At 37.4% G+C, this 26050-nt stretch carries 17 protein-coding genes; 7 read left to right on the top strand and 10 right to left on the bottom strand.

What is annotated here, in order from left to right:
• Positions 1-146 precede the first annotated feature (146 nt).
• On the top strand, positions 147-1970 hold the full coding sequence (locus ACP6PM_RS09220) for a serine/threonine protein kinase (RefSeq protein WP_426583891.1): 1824 nt from the start codon (positions 147-149) through the stop codon (positions 1968-1970).
• Positions 1971-3347: 1377 nt separating this feature from the next.
• Here ACP6PM_RS09220 and ACP6PM_RS09215 read toward each other — a convergent pair.
• The 5 genes from ACP6PM_RS09215 to ACP6PM_RS09195 form a co-directional block, all read right to left on the bottom strand.
• Complete coding sequence (locus ACP6PM_RS09215) at positions 3348-4295, bottom strand: polysaccharide pyruvyl transferase family protein (protein WP_426583889.1); 948 nt, start codon at positions 4293-4295, stop codon at positions 3348-3350.
• Entirely contained in the window at positions 4292-5323 is a 1032-nt protein-coding gene (locus ACP6PM_RS09210) for a hypothetical protein (RefSeq protein WP_426583888.1), read from the bottom strand. Before ACP6PM_RS09210 ends, ACP6PM_RS09215 begins: the two co-directional genes overlap by 4 nt.
• Positions 5324-5643: 320 nt before the next feature.
• On the bottom strand, positions 5644-6705 hold the full coding sequence (gene hpsE / locus ACP6PM_RS09205; protein ID WP_426583886.1) for a hormogonium polysaccharide biosynthesis glycosyltransferase HpsE: 1062 nt from the start codon (positions 6703-6705) through the stop codon (positions 5644-5646).
• Positions 6706-7029: 324 nt separating this feature from the next.
• Positions 7030-11427 (bottom strand): 5'/3'-nucleotidase SurE, encoded by a 4398-nt coding sequence (gene surE, locus ACP6PM_RS09200; protein ID WP_426583884.1) that lies wholly within the window; start codon positions 11425-11427, stop codon positions 7030-7032.
• Between the two features lie 446 nt (positions 11428-11873).
• Positions 11874-14018, bottom strand: a complete 2145-nt coding sequence (locus tag ACP6PM_RS09195) for a hypothetical protein (protein WP_426583882.1) — start codon at positions 14016-14018, stop codon at positions 11874-11876.
• 693 nt (positions 14019-14711) lie between these two features.
• On the opposite strand from ACP6PM_RS09195, the gene ACP6PM_RS09190 reads away from it, so the two are divergent.
• Entirely contained in the window at positions 14712-15008 is a 297-nt protein-coding gene (locus ACP6PM_RS09190) for a hypothetical protein (RefSeq protein WP_426583880.1), read from the top strand.
• A gap of 200 nt (positions 15009-15208) precedes the next feature.
• Here ACP6PM_RS09190 and ACP6PM_RS09185 read toward each other — a convergent pair whose 3' ends face one another.
• Positions 15209-16990 carry a DEAD/DEAH box helicase gene (locus ACP6PM_RS09185; protein WP_426583878.1) on the bottom strand — a complete coding sequence of 594 codons (1782 nt, stop codon included), beginning with the start codon at positions 16988-16990 and terminating at the stop codon, positions 15209-15211.
• A gap of 436 nt (positions 16991-17426) precedes the next feature.
• On the opposite strand from ACP6PM_RS09185, the gene ACP6PM_RS09180 reads away from it, so the two are divergent.
• Positions 17427-17822: a nuclear transport factor 2 family protein gene (locus tag ACP6PM_RS09180; RefSeq protein WP_426583876.1), complete on the top strand. Its 396-nt coding sequence runs from the start codon at positions 17427-17429 to the stop codon at positions 17820-17822.
• On the opposite strand, the gene ACP6PM_RS09175 is transcribed toward ACP6PM_RS09180, so the two are convergent.
• The gene (locus tag ACP6PM_RS09175) at positions 17797-17943 is read right to left on the bottom strand and encodes a DNA methyltransferase (protein WP_426583901.1); all 147 of its coding nucleotides are present in this window, start codon (positions 17941-17943) and stop codon (positions 17797-17799) included. The genes ACP6PM_RS09180 and ACP6PM_RS09175 overlap by 26 nt on opposite strands.
• 564 nt (positions 17944-18507) lie before the next feature.
• On the opposite strand from ACP6PM_RS09175, the gene ACP6PM_RS09170 reads away from it, so the two are divergent.
• Positions 18508-19119, top strand: coding sequence for a hypothetical protein (locus ACP6PM_RS09170; RefSeq protein ID WP_426583874.1), 612 nt, complete (start codon positions 18508-18510; stop codon positions 19117-19119).
• A 9-nt stretch (positions 19120-19128) separates the two neighbouring features.
• Entirely contained in the window at positions 19129-19662 is a 534-nt protein-coding gene (locus ACP6PM_RS09165) for a hypothetical protein (RefSeq protein WP_426583872.1), read from the top strand.
• A 147-nt stretch (positions 19663-19809) separates the two neighbouring features.
• Here ACP6PM_RS09165 and ACP6PM_RS09160 read toward each other — a convergent pair whose 3' ends face one another.
• Complete coding sequence (locus tag ACP6PM_RS09160) at positions 19810-21213, bottom strand: carotenoid oxygenase family protein (protein WP_426583870.1); 1404 nt, start codon at positions 21211-21213, stop codon at positions 19810-19812.
• A gap of 419 nt (positions 21214-21632) precedes the next feature.
• On the opposite strand from ACP6PM_RS09160, the gene ACP6PM_RS09155 reads away from it, so the two are divergent.
• The gene (locus tag ACP6PM_RS09155; protein WP_426583868.1) at positions 21633-22028 is read left to right on the top strand and encodes a nuclear transport factor 2 family protein; all 396 of its coding nucleotides are present in this window, start codon (positions 21633-21635) and stop codon (positions 22026-22028) included.
• Positions 22029-22742: 714 nt separating this feature from the next.
• Here ACP6PM_RS09155 and ygfZ read toward each other — a convergent pair.
• Both ygfZ and ACP6PM_RS09145 read right to left on the bottom strand, forming a co-directional pair.
• Entirely contained in the window at positions 22743-23792 is a 1050-nt protein-coding gene (ygfZ, locus tag ACP6PM_RS09150; protein ID WP_426583866.1) for a CAF17-like 4Fe-4S cluster assembly/insertion protein YgfZ, read from the bottom strand.
• 276 nt (positions 23793-24068) lie between these two features.
• On the bottom strand, positions 24069-24455 hold the full coding sequence (locus ACP6PM_RS09145) for a hypothetical protein (RefSeq protein ID WP_426583864.1): 387 nt from the start codon (positions 24453-24455) through the stop codon (positions 24069-24071).
• 485 nt (positions 24456-24940) lie between these two features.
• Here ACP6PM_RS09145 and trpS point away from each other — a divergent pair, with 485 nt between their 5' ends.
• Positions 24941-25954 carry a tryptophan--tRNA ligase gene (trpS, locus tag ACP6PM_RS09140; protein ID WP_426583862.1) on the top strand — a complete coding sequence of 338 codons (1014 nt, stop codon included), beginning with the start codon at positions 24941-24943 and terminating at the stop codon, positions 25952-25954.
• Positions 25955-26050: the final 96 nt, after the last annotated feature.

Below are 26050 nucleotides of genomic sequence, written 5' to 3'. Positions count from 1 at the left end.
GTTATTTCTTTCTTTCTATACTCTAATTAAACGCTATATTAATTTTGTAGAGGTAGTCTTTATCCCTGATAACTGCTGTGAGGAAATGTGAAAATAATAGGTAATTTTCTCATTGTCCTTAACCCATACTCTAATGTAGATGTGCTGTGCATCAGTCCCTATTATCAAAAATCCATTGTATAAACCCCCATTGTCCAAATCCAATCCAGACATGGGGCAATAAATTTTGTCAAAGTTGTGGAACCCCACTCTTACTAAACGATCGCTACATTCCCTTGCGAAGAATAAGTACAGGTGGATTTGCCAAAATCTACATTGTTTGGGACCAAAAAACTCAAACTGAACGTATTCTAAAAGTATTACTTGAAACTTCCCCCAAGGCTCTTGAACTATTTGACCAGGAGGCGTTGGTCCTAGCTAGTTTACGTCATTCAGGCATTCCCAAAGTAGAACCAGAAAACTATTTTCACCTGCGCAAGCGAAATCGTCAGTCAGAAGGTGGCCATTCTAGCCAAGGGTTATTGCCATGTTTGGTCATGGAAAAAATAGATGGTTGTACCTTAGAGGAAATTGTCGAACAACATCCCCAAGGATGTCCCGATATATATGTTATCAACTGGCTTTCCCAAGCTGTAGAAATTTTATGGGAACTACACCGCCGAAAAATTATTCACAGGGACATTAAACCATCTAATTTAATGTTGCGAGGAGTGGAAAATTCCTCCCTGACAAAATTCTCCCAAACTTTTTCTCGTCATCAAAGAAAAAACAAGGGTCAACTGGTAATCATTGACTTTGGGGGAGTGAAACAAATGAGTAATTATAAAATCAGACCTACAGAAACTGTGGCAAAACGCAGTACAACTCGGTTAGTTTCCCCTGGATATAGTCCCCCAGAACAAATTGCTGGAGGTGAAATAGGTCCTTTTACAGATTTTTATGCTTTGGGTCGGACTTGCATTCATTTACTGACTGGTCAATATCCGGCAGAATTGGAAGACCCCTCTACTGGTAAACTGAAGTGGCGACAGTTGAAACCTGTTAATCCGACTTTGGCTAACTTACTTGATGATATGGTTAGTTTAGATTCAGCTCAACGACCAGCTACAGCAGCAGAGGTTCAAGTCCGTTTAGCTAAAATTTATCGACAGCAAAAGAGGTCTCTGGGAATATCTGCTTTTCGCACAAGGGTTAAAAATTTCTTGAAGCTTCAGTTGATAAACCTGAGCTACAATATTAGTAGACTTTCTCATACTGCATCCCAAATAGTTAATCAAACACTTGCAGGTTGTGTCGATACAATTTGGGAAATGATATTGGGAGGAGTTGGGGGAAGTATTGGGGCAATATTCGGATTAATTTTTGCTTATTGGTCGGGAGTTGGCGATCGCTTTGCTAGTTTTAGTTTATTTACTAATTTTTTGTTGATGATGTCGGGTGTTCCTGTGACTATCGGTCCGGAAATAGTTGTTTTTGGTTTGGCAGGTTTGGGAACGGGAATTGGTTTAACTGATGTGGGAGGTTTTGGTCAGCGTCGTCGTTATTGGCGCACTGCATTTATGGGAACGATCGGTTATATTTTAGGTCAGTTATGTTGGCAATTTTCTCAAGTTGCGACCACTGTCTACACGACAACAGAAGATTTAATTATTCTAGAAATTATGGGTAAATTATCTGTGGGGGTAGCGACTGGTGTGATGACTCTGGGTCTGGGTTTAAGAAAGCATAGTTCGGTTTATGCTTTGTTGGTTGCTGGTTTAACACCGATAGTTTTTCTGAGTTTGGAGCAATTAAATATATTTCCCAAGTTATTTTTAGAGTTTATTGTTGTGACTCAAAGTCATCCTAATTTATTAGAGTTTTTTGCTAGTATAAGTTTCTTTAGTTTGTTAGGTTGTATTGGTGGTTTTTGTCTGGGTGTGAGTCATTATATTATTATTCCTATTTTGCGGAAGTTGGGTTTACAATAGACCTCTCCAGAAAAGAGGGGCTAGGGAGTAGGTGGAAATAATTGATGAAGTATAGTGCCATAATTGATTTGATTTTTTATTATTGGAAATGTCTAATATCATTTTGATAAATGTTTGCTACAAATGACTAGAGTATTTTTTAGGAGTCAACCCACCCCTAACCCCTCCCAAGAGGGGAATTCAGGAGTCAGGAGTCAGAATAAATGCCTTTAATACCATGTTTTAGTTCGGAAATTATCTTTTTTGTCAAAGGAAAATCTTCTGAAAAATATTTTTATTCCCCTTACTATTCGCAACATTATTTTTTCAAATTGGTATAATAGAATAGAATTTGTAAAATTGAAATAGATTTGTTTTTCTTCTTTTCTGTTTCCTTTCACCTAAGTATAAGAATTGCTATAGCAGGGAACAGAAAACAGTTGGAAAAAAATTTCCTAGTCTAAGATTCAGTAGTCCTGCATAGTAATGGTAAATAGTAGGGACGTTGGCAACGTCTGTACAGGGATCAAGATGCTCCCATTACCATATCTCGTAACAAAAATAATTACAATGCACTACCATTAGAATGCACCACCACCACCTAAGATTCATTTAGAACCCACATTCGGAACGTCAACTTGTAATATCAAATCCGGTTAAACAGTTATAGATTGATTAATACCATGTCCGGATAAGAGCGTGATGAAAACACTTTTTTCCCTATCTCCTATCTCCTACCTCCTATCTCCTATTTCCTATCTCCTACCTCCTACCTCCTACCTCCTACCTCCTGTCTCCTGCCTAATTATTTATAACTGTTCAACCGGACATGATATAAGTCGTAATTGAGTCAACCCACCCCTAATACCAAGCGTGATAAATGTTTGCTACAAATAGCTAGGGGATTTTTGTTTGAGTCAACCCACCCCTAACCCCTCCGGTGGAGGGGAAGACAGGAGTCAGGAGTCGTATGGGAATAACTTCGATGCCATTTCTTAGTTCACAACTTATCCTATTAGTCAAAGGGATATCTCCTGTAAAATCATTTTATCCCTCTTATTATTCGTAACATTCTTTTTTAAAATTGGTATAACCCCTCCGGTGGAGGAGAAGTCAAGAGTCAGGAGTCAGAAGGGGAGAGAATTACAAAGATTGAGTAGTTATGACGATTGGAGAATTTTTTTATGTCCAATTCCCCCGGATTTGATATAACATTGAAAGTAGTATAAAAAAACGTAGCTTGGTAAGTATTTATACTATATATCTCCGATTCATTGGGCTTTCTCAGGAGTCAGATTCTCAGGAAAATATTAAGCATGGATACTTAATTACTTACTCAATTATGACCACTATAATTGTCTCCTGTCTCCTGTCTCCTGTCTCCTGTCTCCTAATTTTTTATTCTACATTTTGTCGTGGGGAATATAGATTAGAACACCAATCTTTTCTCAAGATATCAAGTTTTTCTTCCAGTTGAACTGTTAAACTTTCAAGTTGAGTATCTGAACTCAATTGTTGTCGTCCAGTTTGAGAAATTTTCAGCAGTTGTGTACCAGAAACTTGTTCTTGTTGTTGCCAAATTTGTCTGAAGTTAGGGAATTGGAGTAAACTATTTTTCCAATGACTAAAAGCATTTAGAGAGGAACGAATTCCACCTGCATATTGGGGATAAGATTTAACCAAAGGTGAAAGAAAATAAGGATAGTATTCTACAGCAATTGAAGAACACCAATCTTGCCATTTAAACGGTAAAATTCTTGGACTTGTAATAATAGGAATCCAAGGCACCCTAAAAGTATCAGCTATAATTGCGCCATGCATTGCTTCAGCTAGTAAAATTTTTGTTTGACTAATAGTAGATAAAACTTCATCTACTGAGGAGCGGGGATCTAAATAATGAAATCCGATTTGTTCACATATATTCTGCCATCTTTCTCCTGCAAAAGTGGCATGATGAATATGGGGCATAAAAGTAAAACGATAAATTTTTTCCAGTGAAGGTTGATATAAACGTCTCGTTAAAATTGCCCCGTCTGTAATTGCTAAATCAGGAGATAAACCTAACTTTTTAGCAGATAATTTTCCTCGAACACAATACAATTTCCAATTTTTATCTAAAGTTTTTAATGGTTGTTCATAACCTACGCCTGTACTAAAAATAATTAAACGTTGAGCTTGGGGAATTCGTTGAGGTAAGAGTTGATTTAATAGAGTTCCAATACCAATAAAAGTCGTTGTTTCATCTTCATCAAAAAATTCTGGTAGAAGTTTATGCCATAACCAATTATTTAATTCATCTCCAAAATTACTAAACCCATCTCGACGTTTGTAGTAAAATAGTTTCATAGTTTAATATTTGATGCCACAGACATAATTTTAGACTTTCCTCGATGAATCACCCAAGATAAATAACGAGTTTCGAGAATCATATTTTGAACTAAACTAGATTTAGAACACCAGTCATCAAAAGCAGGAATTGCAATTTCTGTGAGAAAGTAACGCCACTTTTTAGTAGTTTGAGCGGGATTAATTTGTTCTGCTTGTAATTGACCATTATTTACTAAAGTCTGACGTAAGTTTATATCTGATTTTAGCTTCTTTAAACTGTCAAGCAACTCCTTCAAAGAAGTAACTTCTAAATAATTAAAGTTAGGTTTTCCTTCTGCACGATATGCAGATTCATAACCTAATATAGCGGGAACACCTGCCAGCCAAGCATTATATAGTTTAGTTGCTGGTTTGTTTACATATTTATTCTGTTTGCCAAAACTGCGAATAGCAACTACTGCATCAACTTGACTATAATCATTCCAACGATTATCAATTTTTTGATAATCTGTTGAGTGATTTTGATTAATAATTGGACTCCAATTTAAATCGAGTTTATCGAGTTCATTCGTCCAATTAAAACTGAAAAGTTCCGGATCTAAATTATTTTTATGACCAAAAAAAACAATATTTTTAAACTCATTACCTCGTTCAATATTCCGAGGAATTAATCCTGGTTGTGTCCAGTGAGGTATATAGTAATTATAATTATTTCTAGCTGTTGTTTCTTCAGGATTTTGTACCACATGAAATTGAGCATAGGGATAAAAATTTAATTCGGCTTTAAGACAAATTAGAAGTAAATTTTTTCCTGGTTTGATGCCTTTATGAATATAAAGAGAATTGCGATGAACAATAACAATTCCAGAGTGGGGTAAATAATCTACTAATTCACAAGGAAAACCATCAGCTTTTAGACGCAGATAAGTTTGCAATGTCCAAGCGTAAATTCCTAGACCAAATCCAGCCCAATTCTCATGGGGATTTTCAGGTAACTTTTGGGGAAATAATTTACGAGGGATATAAAAGTAAATAGTCGGTTTCATCAAATATTTTATATTTTTAAGCCTTAAACCAAAACTGTGGAAATGACTTTTTTGTTTGTAGTAGGGCTTTAGCCCTATCTATAGTTATAATTAAAGCCCTACTACGAAGCTCTAATTATAACTATTTAACCGGACATGATATTACTTTGTTTCTTTCATTTATCTAAATCGATATCTATATTTTTGGAAGTATCCCAATTTGTCACGTTAGATGTTTTAAGGGTGGCTAAAATCATTGGTCATTACTTTAGGTAATGCTTTTACAAAAACTGGATTCTCCCATATTTTCCTTAAAATAGCAGTAGCTAGAACTGTTATTGTTAAGAACTCAAATTCAGTAACGACAAGGATTTTCCTCTTGACTCCTGTACGTTGCCTTTCATGTCGGCGACAGGCGAAATCTGATGGCTCTCCTGCCTGACTTTTAACTCCTGGTATAACTGCACTTTCCATAGATAAAATGGACTAACTAAAATGCTTAATAGTAGTGTCATTTCACAAGCAGCAACTATATCAGTTTTCAGCAAATTATAGTTTTTAATAAAGTAAAATAGAGCTTTCCAAGAATCATTAACTAGATAAGCGAAAAATGCTAAAGGTCTTTGCCAAGGTTCAAGTCTGATCATTCTAATATGATTTCTGTGTAACCCTGAACCACGCGCTAGGGATAGTAAATAATTCTGCTCCAATCTTGCAGAAGATATCTTGTGATGGAGATGCATTTCAGGATTGTACCAAATTTCCCATCCTGCATTTTGTATATGAGTGAAAACCTCCATATCTTCTCCTTTAAGTGCCAAAGATTTTCCAGCAGTTCCTGTTAGGAATAAATTTTCAGGAACACTTTCTAGCCATGCTTTTTTAGATACAACTGTACCAGCTCCTGGAGGCAAAACTTTTTTCTTACGCTCATTATAGCAAAAAGCTTTTTTACCTCTTTCAATAATTGCCAAATACACAGCTATCTTTTGAAAATTTTGAGGTGGTTCAACTTCAAATTCCCCATGAATTTGTCCTCCATAAGCACCTGCTTGAGGATGTGATTTACTAAAAGCATAAGCTTTAGCAACCCAGTCAAGTGCAGGTAAATTATCATCATCAATAAAACCTACTAAAGAACCTTGGGCTTTTTCCATTGCTGTCTTTCTCGCAAAAGCACATCCTTGGCGAGTTTCAGTAAAATATTTGAGAGGAAATTTTTCTCCCCAATTAGATTGGTAATTAGCAACTATTTGGGCTGTATTATCTGTGCTGTTGTTATCAACTATAACAATTTCCCAGTCTATTTCTTCTATTCCCACCTGATTTTTAAGTCTGCCCAAAATTTGAGGCAAATTCTTGGCTGAGTTATATGCTCGAATAGCAACAGTAAAATCAATCATTAGAAAAATCAATATACCTTCCCATTGGCAAAGGGAAGGAATTTGGAATCGGGTTAAAGCCAATTAAAAAATAGATGTAAAGTCTGCCTCTGTCAAGGTAGTGGTATCAATCCCGTTGAGGACAGCGAGTGTCTCGTATATTTCAAAGTTCTGAAAAAAGATCGGATAAAAATATTTATCCGATCTTTAATGTACGGTAAGTTAATCAGTAAATATTGAGGAGATATTGCCTTAATTTTTACTCATTGAACTTGAAAGGAATATTAACTTTATTCCTAAAAATACTGACCCTTAAGAATTGATTGTAGAAGCAGTATTTGAAAGTTATACGGAAGTAAAGTCACTCTCAGTTAAAGCGGTAGTATTAATACCATTGAGAATAGCGAGTGTTTCTTCACCTGAGATAATACTATTTCCAGTAAAGCTCAAGTCAGCAAAAGTTAGACCCTCAGCTAAACCGATGAAGTCAGTTCCAACTTCAAAGTCAACAATAGTATCAGTTCCTTCACCAACAGCTAAGATAAAGGTATCAGAACCTTGACCACCAGAGAAGTTATCTCCAGTGATAACGTCATCACCCAAACCACCGCGGATTAGGTCATCGCCATCATCACCCCAAATTAGGTCATCACCTTCGTCACCGTAAAGTTCGTCGTTACCGCCTTTACCTCCAATGCGGTCATTTCCTACACCACCAGAAATCGTATCATCTCCGCCAGCTTGACCTCCAGAGGAACGACCTCCCTCTCCCCGCAGAACGTCATCACCTGCGTTCCCGATAATTTCATCATCACCGAGAAGACCTGTTAAGGTGTCACTTTCAGCCGAACCGATGAGAACGTTGGGTTCAGGAGTTGGGGTCAGAAGTGGTGAAATCAGGTCTTGAACCTCGTCTCGTAAAGCTTCTGGGGCGTTCCAACTTCCATCCAAAGGGGTAACGGTAATAAACCCAGATAAAAATTGTCCGCCTTCTGAATTGGGGTCAATGTCTGCATCTGGCGGTAATTCAACTGGCGCAAAACCCAGTCCGGCGCCGCCACCGGGAAGTTCACCGAAGTCAATATCAAACGGTGTAATGTCGCTAGTTGAAGTAAATTTCACCCCTTGAATTTCCTCAATCCCTTCTGGAAAACGCACCGGAATATTAATGCTTAAACCTGTTCCTTCGGGTAAAATAGTCTCGTCTAATTCCTGAGTTGCTTGCAGTTGGGAAATTAAATTTGTAACAAAATCTGCCCCAATTTCGTAGGCTTCATCAACGAGAGTTTCATCCTCAAAATCAATCCCTGCACTAATCGCAATAGCCGGAACATCTCGTAATAAAGCCGTAACCGCCGCACTAACTGTTCCAGAAGAAACGGCACCACCCGGACCGATATTTTCGCCTTCGTTAATACCCGAAATGACTAAGTCAGGTTTATCGTCTAAAACAAAGTCTAAAGCCGCCCAAGTTGTGGTTCGAGGTGCGCCATCAACAAACCATTGATTCTCCTCAAAATTCACGACTTCTGTGGGCTGGAAAATGGCATCAACATCCAGAACTGTTCCTTTTCCACTCTGTTGTTCTTTGGGGGCAACGAGGGTAACATTATGACCTGCGACGGTTAAGGTTTCGTAGAGAACTTTTATTCCTTCTGCTTCAAAACCATCATCATTTGTAATCAGAATATCCAGGGGTTCAGCCGTGACATTTTCGGGGGCAGCTTCAATTCGTTGACTTAAACTGTCTCGAATCTCTTCACTCCCACTCCAGTCCCCATCAATAGGAGTTACGGTAATTGCACCTGCGAGGAACTGTTCTCCTTCTGAGTTAATATTCGTCACTTCATCGGGAGAAATAGGCGAATTAAAGTCAATTAAAACTCCCACACCTTCCCCAAAGGTTTCGGGTAATTCTCCAAAGCGGAGGTCAAGGGTTGAAACCTCATCTAACGCTGTGAATTTAACGCCCTGAATTTCCTCAACGCCTTCCGCAAATTCTGTGGGAATATTGACATTTAAACCCACACCATCGGGTAAGAGTTGTTCTGTGTCATTTTCTTCCAACTGTTGGATCATTTCAACAACAAAATCTGCCCCAATGTCATAGGCTTCTGCTAACTTCTCCTCATCTGAACCAGTTCCCGCACTGACCGCAATCGCTGGAATTCCGCGTTGAATTGCGGTTGAAGCTGCACTAACCGTTCCCGAAGAAATGACAATATTACTGCCAATATTTGCCCCTTCGTTAATCCCAGAAATGACTAAATCGGGTTCGTTTCCATCCAAAATAAAATCGAGTGCCGCCCAAGTTGTCACAACCGGACTGCCATCCACAAACCATTTATTTTCCTCAAAATTAACCACTTCTGTGGGTTGGAAAATCTGGTCAACGTTAATCAGAGTTCCCCGTCCACTCTGTTGTTCTTTGGGGGCGACAAGGGTGACGTTATATCCGGCTTCTGTTAACGCCTCAAACATGACGTTAATCCCGTCTGCTTCAAACCCGTCATCATTAACTAACAAAATTTCTAATGATTCTTCGCCCGGTTCAAGGTCATTTGTTGTCTGAAAATTCCAGGTCGTATCATCAGTAATACCTGCAAACGGATTACCTGAAACTGTCTCACCGCTTCCCTGAACCAAAATATTATCAACCGCCCACCACCAATCGTTTCCAGCTTCAAATACGCCGAAGTTCAAAACCGCACTACTTGCATCTTCGGGATTATTTAACGGAATAGATAATGTCTCATTAGTGGACTCATCTGGTTTGAAATTGGGGTCGTTAGGATCGGAAGTCCAACGCAAGAGTTCAATGGGTTCTCCACCATCAAAGGAAACGGTGAGATTAGCTTTCTGATTATCTTCCGGACGCCAACTGGAATCAAATGTGAGAAATGCTGTATTCGCTTCAATTTCTGTTAAGTCAATGGCTGGTGTTTGAATGAAAGCGTTGTACAAATCGGGATTGATATCAACGTCTGCATCATCATATTCATCAGGATCTGCAACCATCACTGTGCCAACCCCTTTGGTAAATTCATTCCGACGTTGACCTCCCGCTGAGGCTGCCCAAGAGTTTTTATCCAAGAACGTCCAACCAAAGAATTCAATCGGCCCACCTGTAGGGGTTGTGCTATTGTCCTGCGTCCAACCTTCCGGGGGAGTAGTTGTAAAGTCTGTACCATCTCCACCTCCTTCTGTGGGACTAACAAACGGTTCTAAAGTTAATCCTTCAAAATCTTCGGTAAACAGAGTGATGGTGTTTGCAGTGTCACGAAATGCACCCTCATCAACCTGTACGAAGTAATCAGTATTTGCTGTCAGGTTGTTATTAGGGTTGATAGTAACAGTGTCTCCCTCAACTATGACTTGAGAAGAAGTAACATCAATTGTTTCGACGATAGTATCATCAGTAGCGATCGCAATTTCACCAGCCCCTACCTGCACGTCCTCATTAAACTCTATTACAAAGTTAGTATCAACCGCCACATTGGTTGCATTATCCGCAGGAGTCAAATTTTCAATTACAGGGGGAACGGTATCAGCTTCAGTGGTGAAGTTCCAGGTTTCATTGTCAATGATTCCAGTAAAAGGATTATTACCATCTCCCAATGCACCATTCTCAATTTGGATATAATAATCAGTCTCAGGTAATAGATCGTTAACAGGATTAATAGTCACTGTATCACCATCAATTGTGACTTCTGAAGCACTAACATCTATGGTTTCAAAAACACTATCATCAGTAGATCGTTTAATCATAATATTACCTTCACCTGCTTGAATGTTTTCGCTAAACTGAATCACGAAGTCCGTATCCACTGGGACTTGAATTGCATTATCTTCAGGTGTAATAATGCTTTCGAGAACAGGGAAAATCGGGTCTGGTGCACCCAACAAAACAGAACCACTTTCTAATCCATCTTCAACTAAATCAAAGGGGATGTTTAAGTGGTCAAGAATTGTCGGGACAACTGATGTTGCAGGAACGGAATCTGAGAATACTCCTAAGTCCTGATTTGCTGCAATAAAGGTGCGTCGTTCAGAAGTTGTTTGACCTCCATGATCGAAACCTTGAAGTGGATCGCGACCATGATCGGTGGTAACTATTACTAACCAATCTTCATCCGGGTTTTCTGCTTCCCGTTGTTCCACTGCATCTAGGATCATACCCACTTGATCGTCAGCCGTTATCAGAGAGTCGTTATACTCATCGGAGAAGCCAAACGAATGACCTACTCCATCAACTTCATCAAGTTGTACAAAGGTAAAATCAGGTGCTTCTGCGAGCACTAAATCAGCAACAGTTGCTGCTGCCACATCATCAGGAAGCCCGTTTTGTTCAAAGTCAACTATGCCAGGAATACCCGGAATAAATCCCATTTCCGGGGCAAAATGTCCAGTATTAATCGGAGACCAGTTAACGATTGATGCGATGGTTGCATCGGGAATGTTATTATCAACGTATTCAAAAATACTGTCAATTTCGGCGTTGACTGGCTGGCTATTGTTACTCGGAATTCCATGTTTATCTGCCCAAACTCCTGTTAAAATAGTAGACCAACCAGGGCCACTAGAGGTAGCCTGTTCAGAAGCTGTGCCAACAATGCCTCCGATGAAGGATTCAATAATATCAAGATTGTTAATATTAGGTGCTTCTCCCTGTAAATCCAACAAAAGATATTCCTCTAATTGAGCACCATCAATTCCAATCAATATTGCTTTAGAATCAGCCATTGTTCCTCGTTGTTTTTATATTTTTAGGACTTACGCAGTACAACGTATTTCCGTCCCTATCGACCGACAGGGAAGCAATCTCAAATCCTAGTTTTTCCTACCTCATGGGTAAGTCCTGATTTTCTGGAAAGAGTTTAAATTCTCTCAATTATTTTGGAGAGTTGAAAAAAAGATCTGATAAAAATTTTTCTCAAATATTTATCCTAAATAAATTTAGGGTAAGTTAATGAGTAAAAATTTAGGATATATTGCCTAAATTTTTACTCATTGAATTTGAAAGGAATATTAACTAGGACTTATGCAGTACAAAGTATTTTCGTCCCTATCGACCGACAGTGAAGCTATCTCAAATCTTAGTTTTTCGTACCTCATGCGTAAGTCCTGATTAATTTTATTCCCAAAAATACTGATCCTTGAGAATTGATTGTAGAACCAGTATTTGAAAGTTATACAGACATAAAGTCACTCTCAGTTAAAGTGGTAGTATCAATACCATTAAGAATAGCGAGTGTCTCCTCTCCTGAGATAATACTATTTCCAGTAAAGCTCAAGTCAGCAAAAGTTAGACCCTCAGCTAAACCGATGAAGTCAGTTCCAACTTCAAAGTCAACAATAGTATCAGTTCCTTCACCAACAGCTAAGATAAACGTATCGGAACCTTGACCACCAGAGAAGTTATCTCCAGTGAGAACGTCGTCACCTAAACCACCTCGGATGAGGTCATCGCCATCATCACCCCAGATGCTATCCTCACCTTCATCACCGTAAAGCTGATCGTCGCCACCTTTACCACCGATGCGGTCATCACCTTGACCACCGAAGATAGTGTCATTTCCATCTTCAGAAGTACCAGGAGAACGACTATTCGCGTCACCTCGGAGAACATCATCACCACCAAGACCATAAATTTCATCATTGCCAAGTAAACCAGCAATTACATCGTTGTCTTGGAGACCTATTAATAGATCGTCTTCATTACTTGCATTTTCACTTGGTTCGGGGATCTCTTGAAGAAAAGCTAACTGTCCTCCTTGTACCAAATTTTCTTCTGCTATGACTCCATCCCTGAGACTGTGCGCTTGAACGTCAAACAGAAATAACTCACCAGGTTCTTGATCGAACAAACTTGAAACATCTAAAATTCCAGAAGATTCCCAGTCACCTATATCATCGGGGTCTCCATCAGTTTGAGGAATAGGTTCTCCTGGTACTGCTGAACGATCCATTTGAGCAACACGGATCAGTTCCCCAGTTGTTGGATCTAGCTTCCAGATAGATGCTTCCTCTCCAGATGTATCTCCAAATTCTCCAGTAGATCGGTCTTCATTGATGTAAATGTAACCATCATCTGCCCAATCTAAGTTATCTGGGCTACGCACACCAAAATCAGGACCGTCAAACTGTCCATCACCTGCATCATCTCCATCATAGATAATTGTTAGGTCAGCAGCGATCTCTGAATCACTAAATTCTATGTCAACGCTATATGTTGTTCCCCAAACATCATCAGGAAAACGACCGCTCCGACCGGTAGAAGCTAGCACCGCTTCCGTACCATCAGCAGGGTTTGTCGCTACATCTTCAGGACGAGAAAATTGGAAAGCACCCGCTTCTTCCGCAAGTAAATCTTGTTGAGTTTGGGTAGCAAATCCCATTTCATCATAACCTAGTTCATCTTGAATACTGCCATCGCCATCTGTATCTTCTGCAGTCCCTGCTAAGTCGCTACGATAGTAGTCAATCTCTACAAATTTTCCTGACTCGCTATTTCCTGTTCCATTAAATCCTGCTGGGTCTGGATTAGTATCTGGGTCTTCTGGGTTCCCCTCATTATCTACTACGCTATCTGGAGTATCACCTAATTCTGCATCAGGAACCCAGACATAGAGACTACCACCAGCTAGACCGTTACGTTCTAGAAAACCTGCTTCTTCAGTTGTATCTTTTTCTCCTACATAAAGAAGTAGAGGAGCTGCTTCACGGTCATCTCCTACTAATATACCTACTTCGTCAGCATCTCCAGTATCTACCTGAGTTATATTTTCCCAAGCAGCTCTTCCTAACCAAGGAACAGCATGAAGGGTGTTAGTGGCAACATCTAAAGCAAACTCAGTTCCGCCAAAAGTTTCCTCTCCAGTAAAGTAAATTTCATCGACAATTCCTGAGCCACTTTCAAATTGATTAGCTTCTATATAGTGAGAAGAACATAAACGATTTAATCCTCCAAATTCCAGGTCGGATATCTCATCTACTACTTCACCATTGCGATTGATAATAGTGTCATAAGCAAGACCTGCATCAACTACTTCTAGGGTCTCCTTATCTATATCAAAATAGCTGACCCTGGCGCCAGTGAGTTCAGTGCCATTTGCCAAAGCATAGGCATAACCAACACCGCTTCTTAACTCGTGGTTAACTAAAACACGAACTGTATCTTCCTCAAGTTCAAAAGCTCCAATACCATCAAGAATTCCTGGAGGAGTATAATTTCCTGAAGCTCCAGGAATAGTTTCACCGATGGTAATAACAGGTTTAACTTTGTAGCCGTTAAGACCTGTCATTTGAGCAGGTTGATTTGTTGTAAATGCCATCTTTAGACTCTATTTAAGATTGAAAAAATCAAGTTTTGTATCGATTCCTGAGAAACTAATTACTCAGAAAAATCTGTACAGAATGTATGCTCCCATAATTGTTTTAAGAGAAGAATATGAAAAGGATAAATTTTGGTTAAATCAATTTTTTTATCAAAAAAAATTAAAACAAACTAAAAATAACTTGTTTCTGTTTATTTTAATGATAGTTTTTAATCTTTAAGTATTTTGAATATTAAATTTGAGAGCGATTGCTGCGCTATGTAGTAATAGATATGAGAAAAATAAAAAAAGCTTTAGACTTCATTATCTGGACATGATATAAGAGACTGTTTGTCAAATAAGTATTAAGATTGCAAATAGTGACTAAAATCTAAAAGCGGTAATAGTTCAAGGGATTTAAATCTAGTAGATACCAGAGGTGTTCGGTGCATATATTCCTAGATTTTTAAGTGACAAATAGTTTTCTTGATTTCTTCCTCTTTATTCCCTATTCCCTATTCCCTGTTCCCTGTTCCCTGTTCCCTATTTCCTTTACAAACAATCTCTAAGTGCTATGTAGACAGCTTAACTGGACACGATCTGAAATTTTTTTGGAGGCGATGCTACTATTTTCCGGAATTTCCTGATGAGATTAAGGAGCTAACTAAAAGAACCTAGATAATTTTTATTTAATATTGGGAGTGGGAAAGTATGTCTGATAATTCTATATCAAAATTTCGTCCAAGAAAACATATTATTTCTCTTGGTTGGTTTAGCTTTATAATGATTAGTAGTATTGCTGGTTTAATTAAAGATGGAAACTTTGGCAGTTTACCAATCAATTTTTTGATTGGTAGTGTCCCGGTAGCTATTGGTCATAGTCTTGATATTCAGAATCAGAAAAAAGAACAGAAATTACTTGTAGCTGAACAAGAAAAACGCAAATTAAAACTTATGGAAGATTTAGCTCTGAGTCAAACTTTGTTAGAAAGAGCAGAAAATTTATAATTTTACCGAATTATTAATAATTAATAATTATTAATTAAATAATTCAGCTTTATTAGCCTCCCCTTTCAAGGGGAAAAAAAGAAACAGTATTTCCTTGTATTCAATCAAGAACGGTTTCAACCAGAGGTAATTATCCATTATCCATTATCCATTATCCATTATCCATTAATGAAACGGCTTTGTTTTATAAAAGATTATTTTTAGAAAAAATCTTCTACATCAATGTCATCATCAGAATTTTCTGACAATTTTTCATCCGTTTTTATTCCTGATACATTTTCAGGATTATTTTCATCATTTTGTTTCTCATTTCCATATTTGACCCCTGATTCTGCTGCACGTTGAGCAGCCGGATTATTAATTTCATAAATCTGTTCAGGCTGAATATTTTTTAATGGCTCAATTTCTGTTTTTTCCTGCTCTTGCTCTTGATATTTAACAGATTCTTTGTCAGAATTTTGTTTCTCATGTTCATATTTTGCTCCTGGTTCAGCAGCTAGTTTAGCAGCCGGATTATTAATTCCATAATTAGGTTCTGGCTTGACAATTTCTAATTGCTGAACTTCTGATTTTTCCTGCTTTTTATCTTGATATTTAGGAGATTTTTGTCGTCTAATTCCACCTCTACGTCTGCGAGAGGTCTGCTCTTCTGTCGTATTTTCCGTAACAACTTCATACAAAATTGCTAACTTATTTTTATCGCTACCTCGGCGCAAAACTCGACCCAATCTTTGAATATATTCTCGTTCGCTACCTGTACCAGATAAAATAATTGCTACCCTCGCATCTGGTACATCAACACCTTCATTTAAAACATGAGAAGCTACAATAGTTTTATATTCCCCAGTCCTAAATTTACTTAAAACTTCATGGCGTTCTTTGACAGGAGTTTGATGAGTAATTGCGGGAATTAAAAAGTCATGGGAAATTCGATAAACCGTAGCATTATCAGCCGTAAAAATTAAGGTACGTTCTGGAAAATGTTGAGCAAGTAAATTACCTAAAGTTCTCAATTTTCCATCTGTACCAAGAGCAATTTCCTTAGCTTGACGATGAGCTAACATTGCTCGACGACCAGCAGTGGAACGAGCGCTCGATATAACAAAATTTTTCCAACCATTTACTCCACCTAATTTAATATTTGCCTGTTTTAAAAAGTCATTTCTGATTGTCATTAATTTGTTATATTCTTCCCGCTCCTGTTGGGAAAGTTTGACCATTATTTGCACGATTTTATGGTCAGCTAAAGCGGCACCTGCTAACTCTTCAGGAGTTTTGCTGAAAACCGTAGGTCCAATTAAATAATCTAGGTCAGAATGACGACCATCCGAACGGTTAGGAGTTGCCGTAAGACCTAGACGATAAGGAGCGATCGCGTATTCGGCAATGACCCGATAAAAATCAGTGGGTAAGTGGTGACATTCATCGAAAACTAATAGAGCATATTTATTTCCTATTGCCTCTGCATGAATAGTTGCACTGTCGTAAGTCGCCACTAAAATTGGTGTTTTATCCCTAGATCCACCTCCGAGCAACCCCACCTCCACATCAGGAAAAGCAGCATTCAAATGTGCATACCATTGGTGCATCAAATCTAGAGTTGGTACAACCACCAGGGTACTGCGGGGAGTTGCCTGCATTGCGAGTTGTGCCAAATATGTTTTACCAGAAGCAGTGGGAAGAATGACAACTCCATTTCTACCACCTTGTTTCCAAGCTTTCAATGCTGCCTCTTGATGAGGATAAGGTGGCATCTCGAAACTAGGAATGAGTTCGAGAGGTGCAAATTCTTTAGCTTTATCAACAAAGTCTATTTTTGCTGCCTTTAATGACTCGACTAAAGGGCGATAGTCTATTGCCCGAACCCGAAATTTTTCCACTCTGTCATCCCAGGTGGCGTAGTCTATCCAAGCTTTTCCCTGGGGTGGGGGATGGAGGATAAGAGTGCCGCGATCGAATGAGATTGTTGTTTGACGATACATTATACCAAATTGATCGATGTTTGCTGGAAATAGCTAGGTTATTTTTTAGGAGTCAGGAGTCAGGAGTCAGGAGTCAGGAGTCAGAATGAATGGTTTTAATACCATTTTTTAGGTCATAAATTCTCTTTGTTTTGTTAAATAGACATCTCCTGTAAAGTCTTTGTAATCACACTTATTAGTTGTCGGTGGTTATTTCTTCTTTGACGAGGGCGAAATTTTTGGTTAAGAAAGGATTAAGGGTAGAAGTTGTTCAGTCATAAATTTTTAATAATGTTTAACTTATTTTATAATAATTGGGCAAAAGTTAGTGACAAGTTTTTAGACTGTTGTTATCTGTAATATTTTAGGAAAAAAAAGAAGTATTTTTATTTCATAAAAAAAATGTAGTGCAACTACAATAGAATTAATAGTTAGGCTTTGGCAAGGATTTGTTTTTGTGAGTAAACATTCTAAATCACAAATTATTGAGCTAGAGGAACGCCTTCAGCAAGCTATGTTGACATCTGATGTAGCTGAACTAGACATACTTATTGCACCAGAGTTAATCTTTACCAACCATCTTGGGCAACTTGTTACTAAGGAGCAAGACCTTGAGATGCACCGTTGTGGAGTTCTCAAGCTAACGGAGCTGATACCCTCACAACAACGCATTCAGCTCAATGAAGGCTTTTCGGTTGTTTCAGTTCAAATGCACCTTTTGGGCACATATAATGATTCAATAATTGATGAACATATTCGTTACACCCGTGTATGGTCAATATCTTCTGTAGGTTATTTACAAATTGTTGCTGGTCATGCAAGTATTATTAAAAGTTATATAATTTCTGATTAATATCACATCCATAAGCTTCTAGAGAGAAATATCCAGCTTCTAATAAAACAGTTCCAGTACCAGAAAAGGGGTCGATAACAACCGAATTTGGAAAGCAATAAACTTTGAGAATAGTCTCAATTAATCCTGGAGATAACTGACCACTCCAGGTAAATAAATTACTTCTTTTTTTATTAGCAATATCTAGAAGTTTTTGGGAAATAGGTTTGTCAAATTATTGCAATTATTACTATCCTTTTGGTGAAAATGTTAGTAGTCAGGTTGGCAAATATTGAGTAATATCATGTCCGGATAATTAGTGATAAAAAAGTTTTTGTTTGTAGTTGGGCTTTAGCCCTATAAATATCTATGTTTCGGGCTAAAGCCCAACTACGAGCTTTAATTATCACTATTCAAACGGACATGATATAATTTAGTTTTTCATTTTGCCAAAGGAAACAGACTACGAGTCTCTAGTATTTCTTCTCTTCAATATCATTGTATCATTTTTTATGATTATTCTCGCCTTTAAGCACCCTACACAAACTGAGCTTTAGCTACTGTCAGTAATTTTACTGGATTAACTTTGTTTTAGATAACCAGCAAAATTTCTCATATTATGTATAATCTCTATTGTCAATCATAAATAGAATGATTTAAACTATATTAGTTTACAAAAAAATCTCAAATAATCCAGGATTGCACGATGGGAAAAAAATGTGAATCACCTAAACAAAATACTGCTACTTCTGGCTACAAAAATTATAAAAGTGTTAATCAATTTCCTCTACATATTCAAAAGTTAAAACGGGATGAGCTAGAAGCACAGTATCAAGAATTACGCCAAAATTATAAAAGTTTATCATTGAGTAGGTCCCAGTTAGTTAGAGGTAGAAAAGAAGAGAGAGAAAAATTTTTAAAACTCAAAGATAACTTAAATAAGTCTTTAAAGGTAATTGATAAATATAAGTTAGAAAAGCAGAAATTAAGACAAGCATTATCTCATAGTGTTGAGACAAATACTAGATTACAACAAGAGGGAGATGAACTAACTAACCAAGTAGACAACTTAACAATTCAATTGGAGGCAACAAATCAATTAATAGGTGAGTTTGAATCTGTTTATGAAAATATTGAGAAAAACAAAAATGTAATGTCAGGATTGGATCGTTTTAGAGCTATAATGAAAGCTGCTAACAAACTTTTAAATACTGATATTAAAGATTTAATACCTATGAAATCAGCACAACCCAATCTAGTAAGTTGGGAAGAAGAAAGTACAATTAACATTAATCGTCAACTACTAGAGAATAAATAGAAAAAGAATATGGGTAAACTAACAGAATCACTTCAAGAAACTACTCAGCAGCTTAAAAATATAAAAAAGGGTATTAACCAAATGCAATTACTCGGTGATGAACTAACCGAAAATTCTTTTATGATTGCTGAAACTGCTCTGAAAGTTGGTTACAATTATGCTCAAAGTGAGATAGATGCAACGACTACTAATTTAGTTGAATCTCAAGCTCAACTTCCATCTTCTAATGTTTTGGATCGGGAACTACTCAAAGAAGCAAATAATTGGACAGAAAAATCTTTAAAGGCACGTTTCAAAAATTGTAATTCTGCATATAAATATCTCAAAGATACTCATGGTATTAAACTGAGTAGTCGCAGTTGGAAACAAGTTGTTACAGCATTTAATAATGGTACTAATAAGAAAACAGAAACAGGAATAGAACCTGAAGAGCAAGACTTAAAACAACAAGTAAAATTTCTAGAGAAAAGAATTATAACTTTAGAAAATCAAGTTAAAGAACAAAGTCAGTTGATACAACAATTAATAAGTCAGTTCAAGTAATTTTTTGATTAATTTTATCAAGCTAAAAATAAAATATTAAGCGGGGATTATTTTCACCCCGCGCTTCATTTATTCAGACAAAACTATTGGTTGTAAAGGATTTCAATTTTATTAATTCCCTAACACTTTTTTGTAGTGCTATAATACTTAACTCAACTGCGCCTCTGTCACCCATGCAGCATGAAAACCATAAGGCACTCGCTGGGGAATAATCACTCGCGCTACAGTTTCCCCACTCATATCCTGAGCATTCACTACTACCAACTCAGAAGTCTGAGTATTTTCATCATAAACATAAGTCACCAACCAACCATCATCTTCGCTACTAGCATTGAGTCGAGGTGCAAAGACTGCCTCTCCACTATAACGCCCTTTACCAAACTCATGGGTTTCTGACTTCCCTGTATCCAAGTCATATTTAATCAATCCGTCAAACAAAGGAGAAGTTCCTGGTGCCATTCTTGCCGAATAACCATACCGCGTCTTTCGCCCTAATAATTCTTCATTAACACGGGGAAACTCAGAAGGTACATCATCTAGCTGTTTCTCTTTTACTTCTCCAGTTTTCAAGTTAAACCGCCAACGATGTAAATAAGGAATATCTCCATCAGGGAGGCGATCGCTTTCATTAGACACAAATACATTAGTAGAGTTCACCCGACAAGTAACCAATACAACCTCATCTCCTTCCTCATAAGCATTGAGAGTATGCCAAACAAAACAACCTGGAGTTTCAAACCAACGCACTTCCCCACTATCACCATGACGTGGAATAATACCGAAGCGACTGGGTGTCTCTGACTCAAACATTAGTGGAAATTGACTTTTTTCTATTCTTTCTGGGCGAAAAGTCATCGGTAAATCGAAAAATATACTATAGTTTTCTGTAATGGCAAAGTCGTGCATCATTACTCCCACAGGCAAATCTATAGGTATTGTCCGCAGCAATTCTCCATTTGCCGAAACAACCCCATATTGTAAAAACGGAGGTTGAGCTACTGAGTAACCGAAAAACATCATTTCTCCTGTTACAGCATCAACTTTAGGATGGGCAGTAAAAGCAGATTCAAGCTTGTTGTTAAAAGTCTGTTTGCCAATAGTATCCAACTCAGGCAGTTTAATGTCGTAAGGTGCACCGCCACCACCTTCCCACAGAGCATAAAAATGATTGGCATGGTACACGAGAGCAGTGTTAGCTGTATTGACATCGGTGCTTTGGGAATTATCTGGTTGGGAGGGTTCTAATAATCCTGGCCATACTGCTTTACCTTCCTGGTTTTCTACCTGGAATTTGCTGGTGCGTACATAGCGGTTGCGATAAGATGCTTTACCGTCTTTTATTCTGACTCCATGGACCATTCCATCGCCGTCAAACCAGTGATATTGACCGATCGGTTGAAATTGTGGGTTGGGGCCATTACGCACAAACATTCCTGAGAGATCGGGAGGTAGTTCCCCGATAACTTTGAGGTCATCGGCGGTTATTTCTTCTTTAACGGGAGCGAAATTATTGGTTAAGAAAGGATTAAGGGTAGGAGTTGTTGCAGTCATAAATTTTTTGATAATGTTTAATTTAATTTTATAACAATTTGTGATAATTTGTTAGGCTGTTGGTATAGCACTACGCGCAAGTTAAAAGTTAAAAGTAATCTCTGACTGAATTTAATGTGTAGTGCTATATCTGTAATATTTTGGGACAAAAAAAGAAGTATTTTTATTTCATAAAAAAAATGCAGTGCAACTACGATATAGTTAATAGACCTCTCCGGAAAAGAGTGAGTAGGGAGTAGGGAGTAGGGAGTAGGGGGAAATAATTAATGATTTATGGACGATAATTGATTTGATTTTTAATTATCACCAGATGTCTAATAGATATCTCCAAAAATACTGATTTTGGAAGAGTGCTATAAGGGTTTCAGAACCTTTTATGGAAAGATATAATAGTTAGGATTTTACAAGGATTTGTTTTTGTGGGTAAATATTTCAAATCACAAATTATTGAGCTAGAGGAACGCCTTCGGCAAGCTATGTTGACATCTGATGTAGCTGAACTAGACATACTTATTGCGCCAGAGTTAATCTTTACGAACCATCTTGGGCAACTTGTTTCTAAGGAGCAAGATCTTGAGATGCACCGTTGTGGAGTTCTCAAGCTAACGGAGCTAATACCCTCAGAACAACACATTCAGCTCAATGAAGGTTTTTCGGTTGTTTCAGTTCAAATGCACCTTTTGGGCAAATATAATGATCAAATAATTGATGAACATATTCGTTACACCCGTGTATGGTCAATATCTTCCGCAGGTTCCTTACAGATTATTGCTGGTCATGCAAGTGTTATTAAAAGTTATATAATTTCTGATTGAATAGTTATAGCAATCCCCTGTATATTCGTGTCAAAAATCTTACTGCTTTTTAGGGAACACTTAACTGGGAATAGGGAACAGGTAAGAGTTTCAGTTTTTTTATTTACTTTTTGATTACCCGCAACCTATGCGCGGATTGCTATATAAATAATAAGAAGGAAACAGTCAGGAGGAAGAAGAAAAAAAAGAAATTATGATAAGGAGAAAGTTTGTCGATCGCGCATCTCGGAATGGAGTTTTCTCGCTAATTATCTGGACATAATATGACTTTTTAATCTGACCAAGAAATAAGGTATAAAGCCTCCCCTTTCCAGGGGATGAAAAACCGGTCGTTTGCTGATAGGATCTGCAAGAGCGGGAAACCTCGCCATCCCATCCTGACGGAATGCTTCGCAAACGACCCCTGTCTTGGTCGATTGGAGGCTAGCGTTTCGCTGCGCGACATGAAACGCGTTTGCGGAGCATTCCGTAGGATAGCGTCCCGGAGGGAACGGAGACCTCGCCATCCCATCCTACTGCCGTGTCAAGCCTGAAATGTTACTTTACGAAAATGGTACGATGCTAATTTTTCAAAGCTTTTACTCAAAAATCTATTCCACCATTTTATGCTTGACGCGCCACTACGGACTGCTCCGCAAACGACCGCTTTTTCTCCATGAATGGAGAGGCTTTATACCTTAATTTTTCGGTAAGATTATTGGTTCAATCAATCTCTTAACTATCAAAATATTGATGACTTAAAAAAGGCACTTCAACTACTTCTCCTTCTACATTTCCTACTTGCACTTTTAAACCTACTCCTCCTGCTTTTGTTCTAATATAAACTAAACCAAAATAACCATCATTAGTTTCCGTACAACTTGTTAATTTTCCAACTTTTTCATCTCCAACTTGTACGACATTTCCTAATTCTGCTTTCCCATTTAAACGCACTCCCCAAAGTCTTTGTTTTACACCTTTATATGTGTTTAAACGGGCAATAGTTTCTTGACCAATATAACAACCTTTCTCAAAAGAAATAGTATTCCATAAACCTGCTTCCAGAGGGTTGTAGTCATCGGTAAGTTCGTAGTCTGGTGCGGGGCGACCTTGTTGTATTCTCAGTTGTTGCCACAGGCGATCGCCCATAGGTACTGCTCCTACTTCTACCAACATTTGCCAAACTTCAGCAGTATTATTCACGGGTACTATCAAAGTGTATCCCTCCGTTGCTAAACCACTACCGACAGCCACTCGAATTTCTACATTTCCCAGACTCATTAACTGATGACTAGCGTCAGGTGCATCTGGAGGAGTTGTACCTGCTAATTTTGCGATCGAGTTTTTGCTTTCTACTCCAATAAGACTCAATATGGCGTATTCACTACCGATCTCTTTTACTTCTACTTTATCCATGGGGAAGAGATAACGGTCAAACCATTCCACTAACTGTTGACAACGGATGGGAGAGACTAGCAACAAAACAGCATTTTCTGTAACGTAAGCTGTTGCTAAGTCAATGGTGCGAGCGGTGGGTGTGACGAAAACTGTGTCACAACCTTGCCCTGGTTGAAGAATTTTGAAGTTATTGGTGCTTTGGTTATGGAGAAACCTTAGACGGTCATCGCCTGAAATTTCTATTAGTCCCCAATATGAGCGATCGCATATAGCTACTCCCTGTTTTATTGCTTCTATTGCTTGAGTATCGTTACCAAAACTAACTGGAATGGAGTCTTGAAAAGTTGCTCCATTAGATGTTTGAATATTTTGTAGTTTCTCGTTCATAGTTTTAATTTAATCTTGATTTTTGTTTGTACAAATATTTTTTTTTCTCAAAGAATTTCTCTAGAAATAAAATAAATTTAACGAAGTTAAAAGTTATTTTATAGGTATCTTCCCTGCTAATAGAATAGATATAACTGAACTGTTAACTGCTCACTGATTTAGTTCATTAATGAATAATTACCTCTGGTTAAAACCGACAGAATTGAACCAAGTGTAGAAATCTTATTAATTGATAATGAATACTGGATAATGAAAACTATATCTAATTATCAATTATCAATTATCCATTGGTAAATCTGCCATCATATTTTCTACTACTTTTAGAGCTTTTTCATCAAGAAGATCCCAATTAACATTTCCTTCTTGATTAAGTAGACTAATGTCAATCTCAACTTCTACTGTTTCGTCAGCAGAATGAGTAGAAAGATAGTTGCTAAAACAAACTTGATAGCAGAGTTCCCAGACATTAATACTAATTTTTTTGTCTTGATATTCTAAATCTAATCTATAACCTGGAATTGGCGTTTGTACTTCTTCATAAGTACCTTGCCAGACAGAATTTTCTAGTTTTTTCCGAATATGATCTAGAATTCTAATAAAGGCAGGTTGCATTAGTAACTCTGCTTGTTTCCAGGCAGTAACATTATTGATTTTTGGCTTCATTATATTTTGATTCAGAAATATTCTTATCTTGATTTAGGGATAATTATTTGCATTTAATGGTAAATTTAAGTCAATATTTTGATTGAAATATATCTTGTTTTATTTGTCAACTATTCATCCAATAATTACTATGAGATTTTGATCTGGTACTTTGGCATTTTTAACATCTGGGTTAAGCAAAACTTGTAGGGTGTGTATTTACGGCTAAAATTTAAGCTGTGAAAGGTATTTAGGAATCCGTCGTAACGTAATATTTTAGTTGTGTCAGTCCAGTACAAGTCAGCCGTGCGTTACGGCGCAACGTAATATTTAATAGTTCAATCGTAGTTTGTAGTAAGCGCTTAAGGCTCCCTACTGGACTAATGATAACTGAAATGACTTTTGGCTTTTGATTTTTGACTTGCGTGCAGAGAATATTCAACCAGGCACTCAATATGTTATTCTTAAGTATTAATTAATTTTGAACAACTAAAGTTAGAGAAATAATGGGTAAACAGCGCGTACTCTCTGGAGTTCAACCAACTGGAAACCTTCATATTGGTAACTATTTAGGCGCAATTCGTAACTGGGTAGAAGGACAAGAAGAATACGACAATTTTTTCTGTGTAGTAGATTTACACGCCATTACAGTACCCCATAATCCGGCTACACTAGCTACAGATACCTACACTATTGCTGCTTTATATTTGGCCTGCGGTATAGACCTGAATTATTCTACAATATTTGTACAATCTCACATTCCTGCCCATAGTGAATTGACATGGTTTCTCAACTGTATTACTCCCCTGAATTGGTTGACAGATATGATTCAATTTAAGGAAAAAGCAATTAAACAGGGAGAAAATGTAGGTACAGGTTTATTGGATTATCCAGTTTTGATGGCTGCAGATATCCTACTTTATGATGCAGATAAAGTTCCTGTGGGAGAAGACCAAAAACAACATTTAGAACTTACCCGCGATATAGCAGTTAGATTTAATCATCAATTTGGTCAGGGAGAAACTATATTAAAATTACCAGATCCTTTGATTAGAAAAGAGGGTGCGCGGGTAATGAGTTTGACAGATGGTACTAGTAAAATGTCTAAATCTGACCCTTCAGAATTGAGTAGAATTAATCTATTAGATCCACCAGATGTAATTACTAAAAAAATTAAACGTTGTAAAACAGATCCAGTTAAAGGTTTGGAATTTGATAATCCTGAAAGACCTGAATGTAATAATTTATTGACTCTTTATGGGTTATTTTCAGATAAAACAAAGGAAGAGGTAATAACAGAATGTCAAGATATGGGATGGGGTAAATTTAAGCCTTTATTAACTGAGGCAACTATTGAAGCTTTAACTCCAATTCAAACAAAATATAAGGCAGTAATGGATGATAAAGGTTATCTGGAATCTATTTTAGCTGAAGGAAAGGAAAAAGCAGGAGCGATCGCTAATCAAACTCTAGAAAAAGTTAAAAAAGCTTTGGGTTATTCATTAATAGGGAATAGGTAATAGGGAATAGGAAAAAATAATTAGTTAATAACTTCATAGCTAATATATGAATGCTTCAATATTGATTAATAACTAACAACAATTATCATCATAGTT

It is taken from the genome of Dapis brunnea BLCC-M229 (assembly GCF_050015995.1).
Taxonomy (GTDB): Bacteria; Cyanobacteriota; Cyanobacteriia; order Cyanobacteriales; family Microcoleaceae; genus Trichodesmium.
This window is presented reverse-complemented; position numbering and strand designations above follow the sequence as displayed.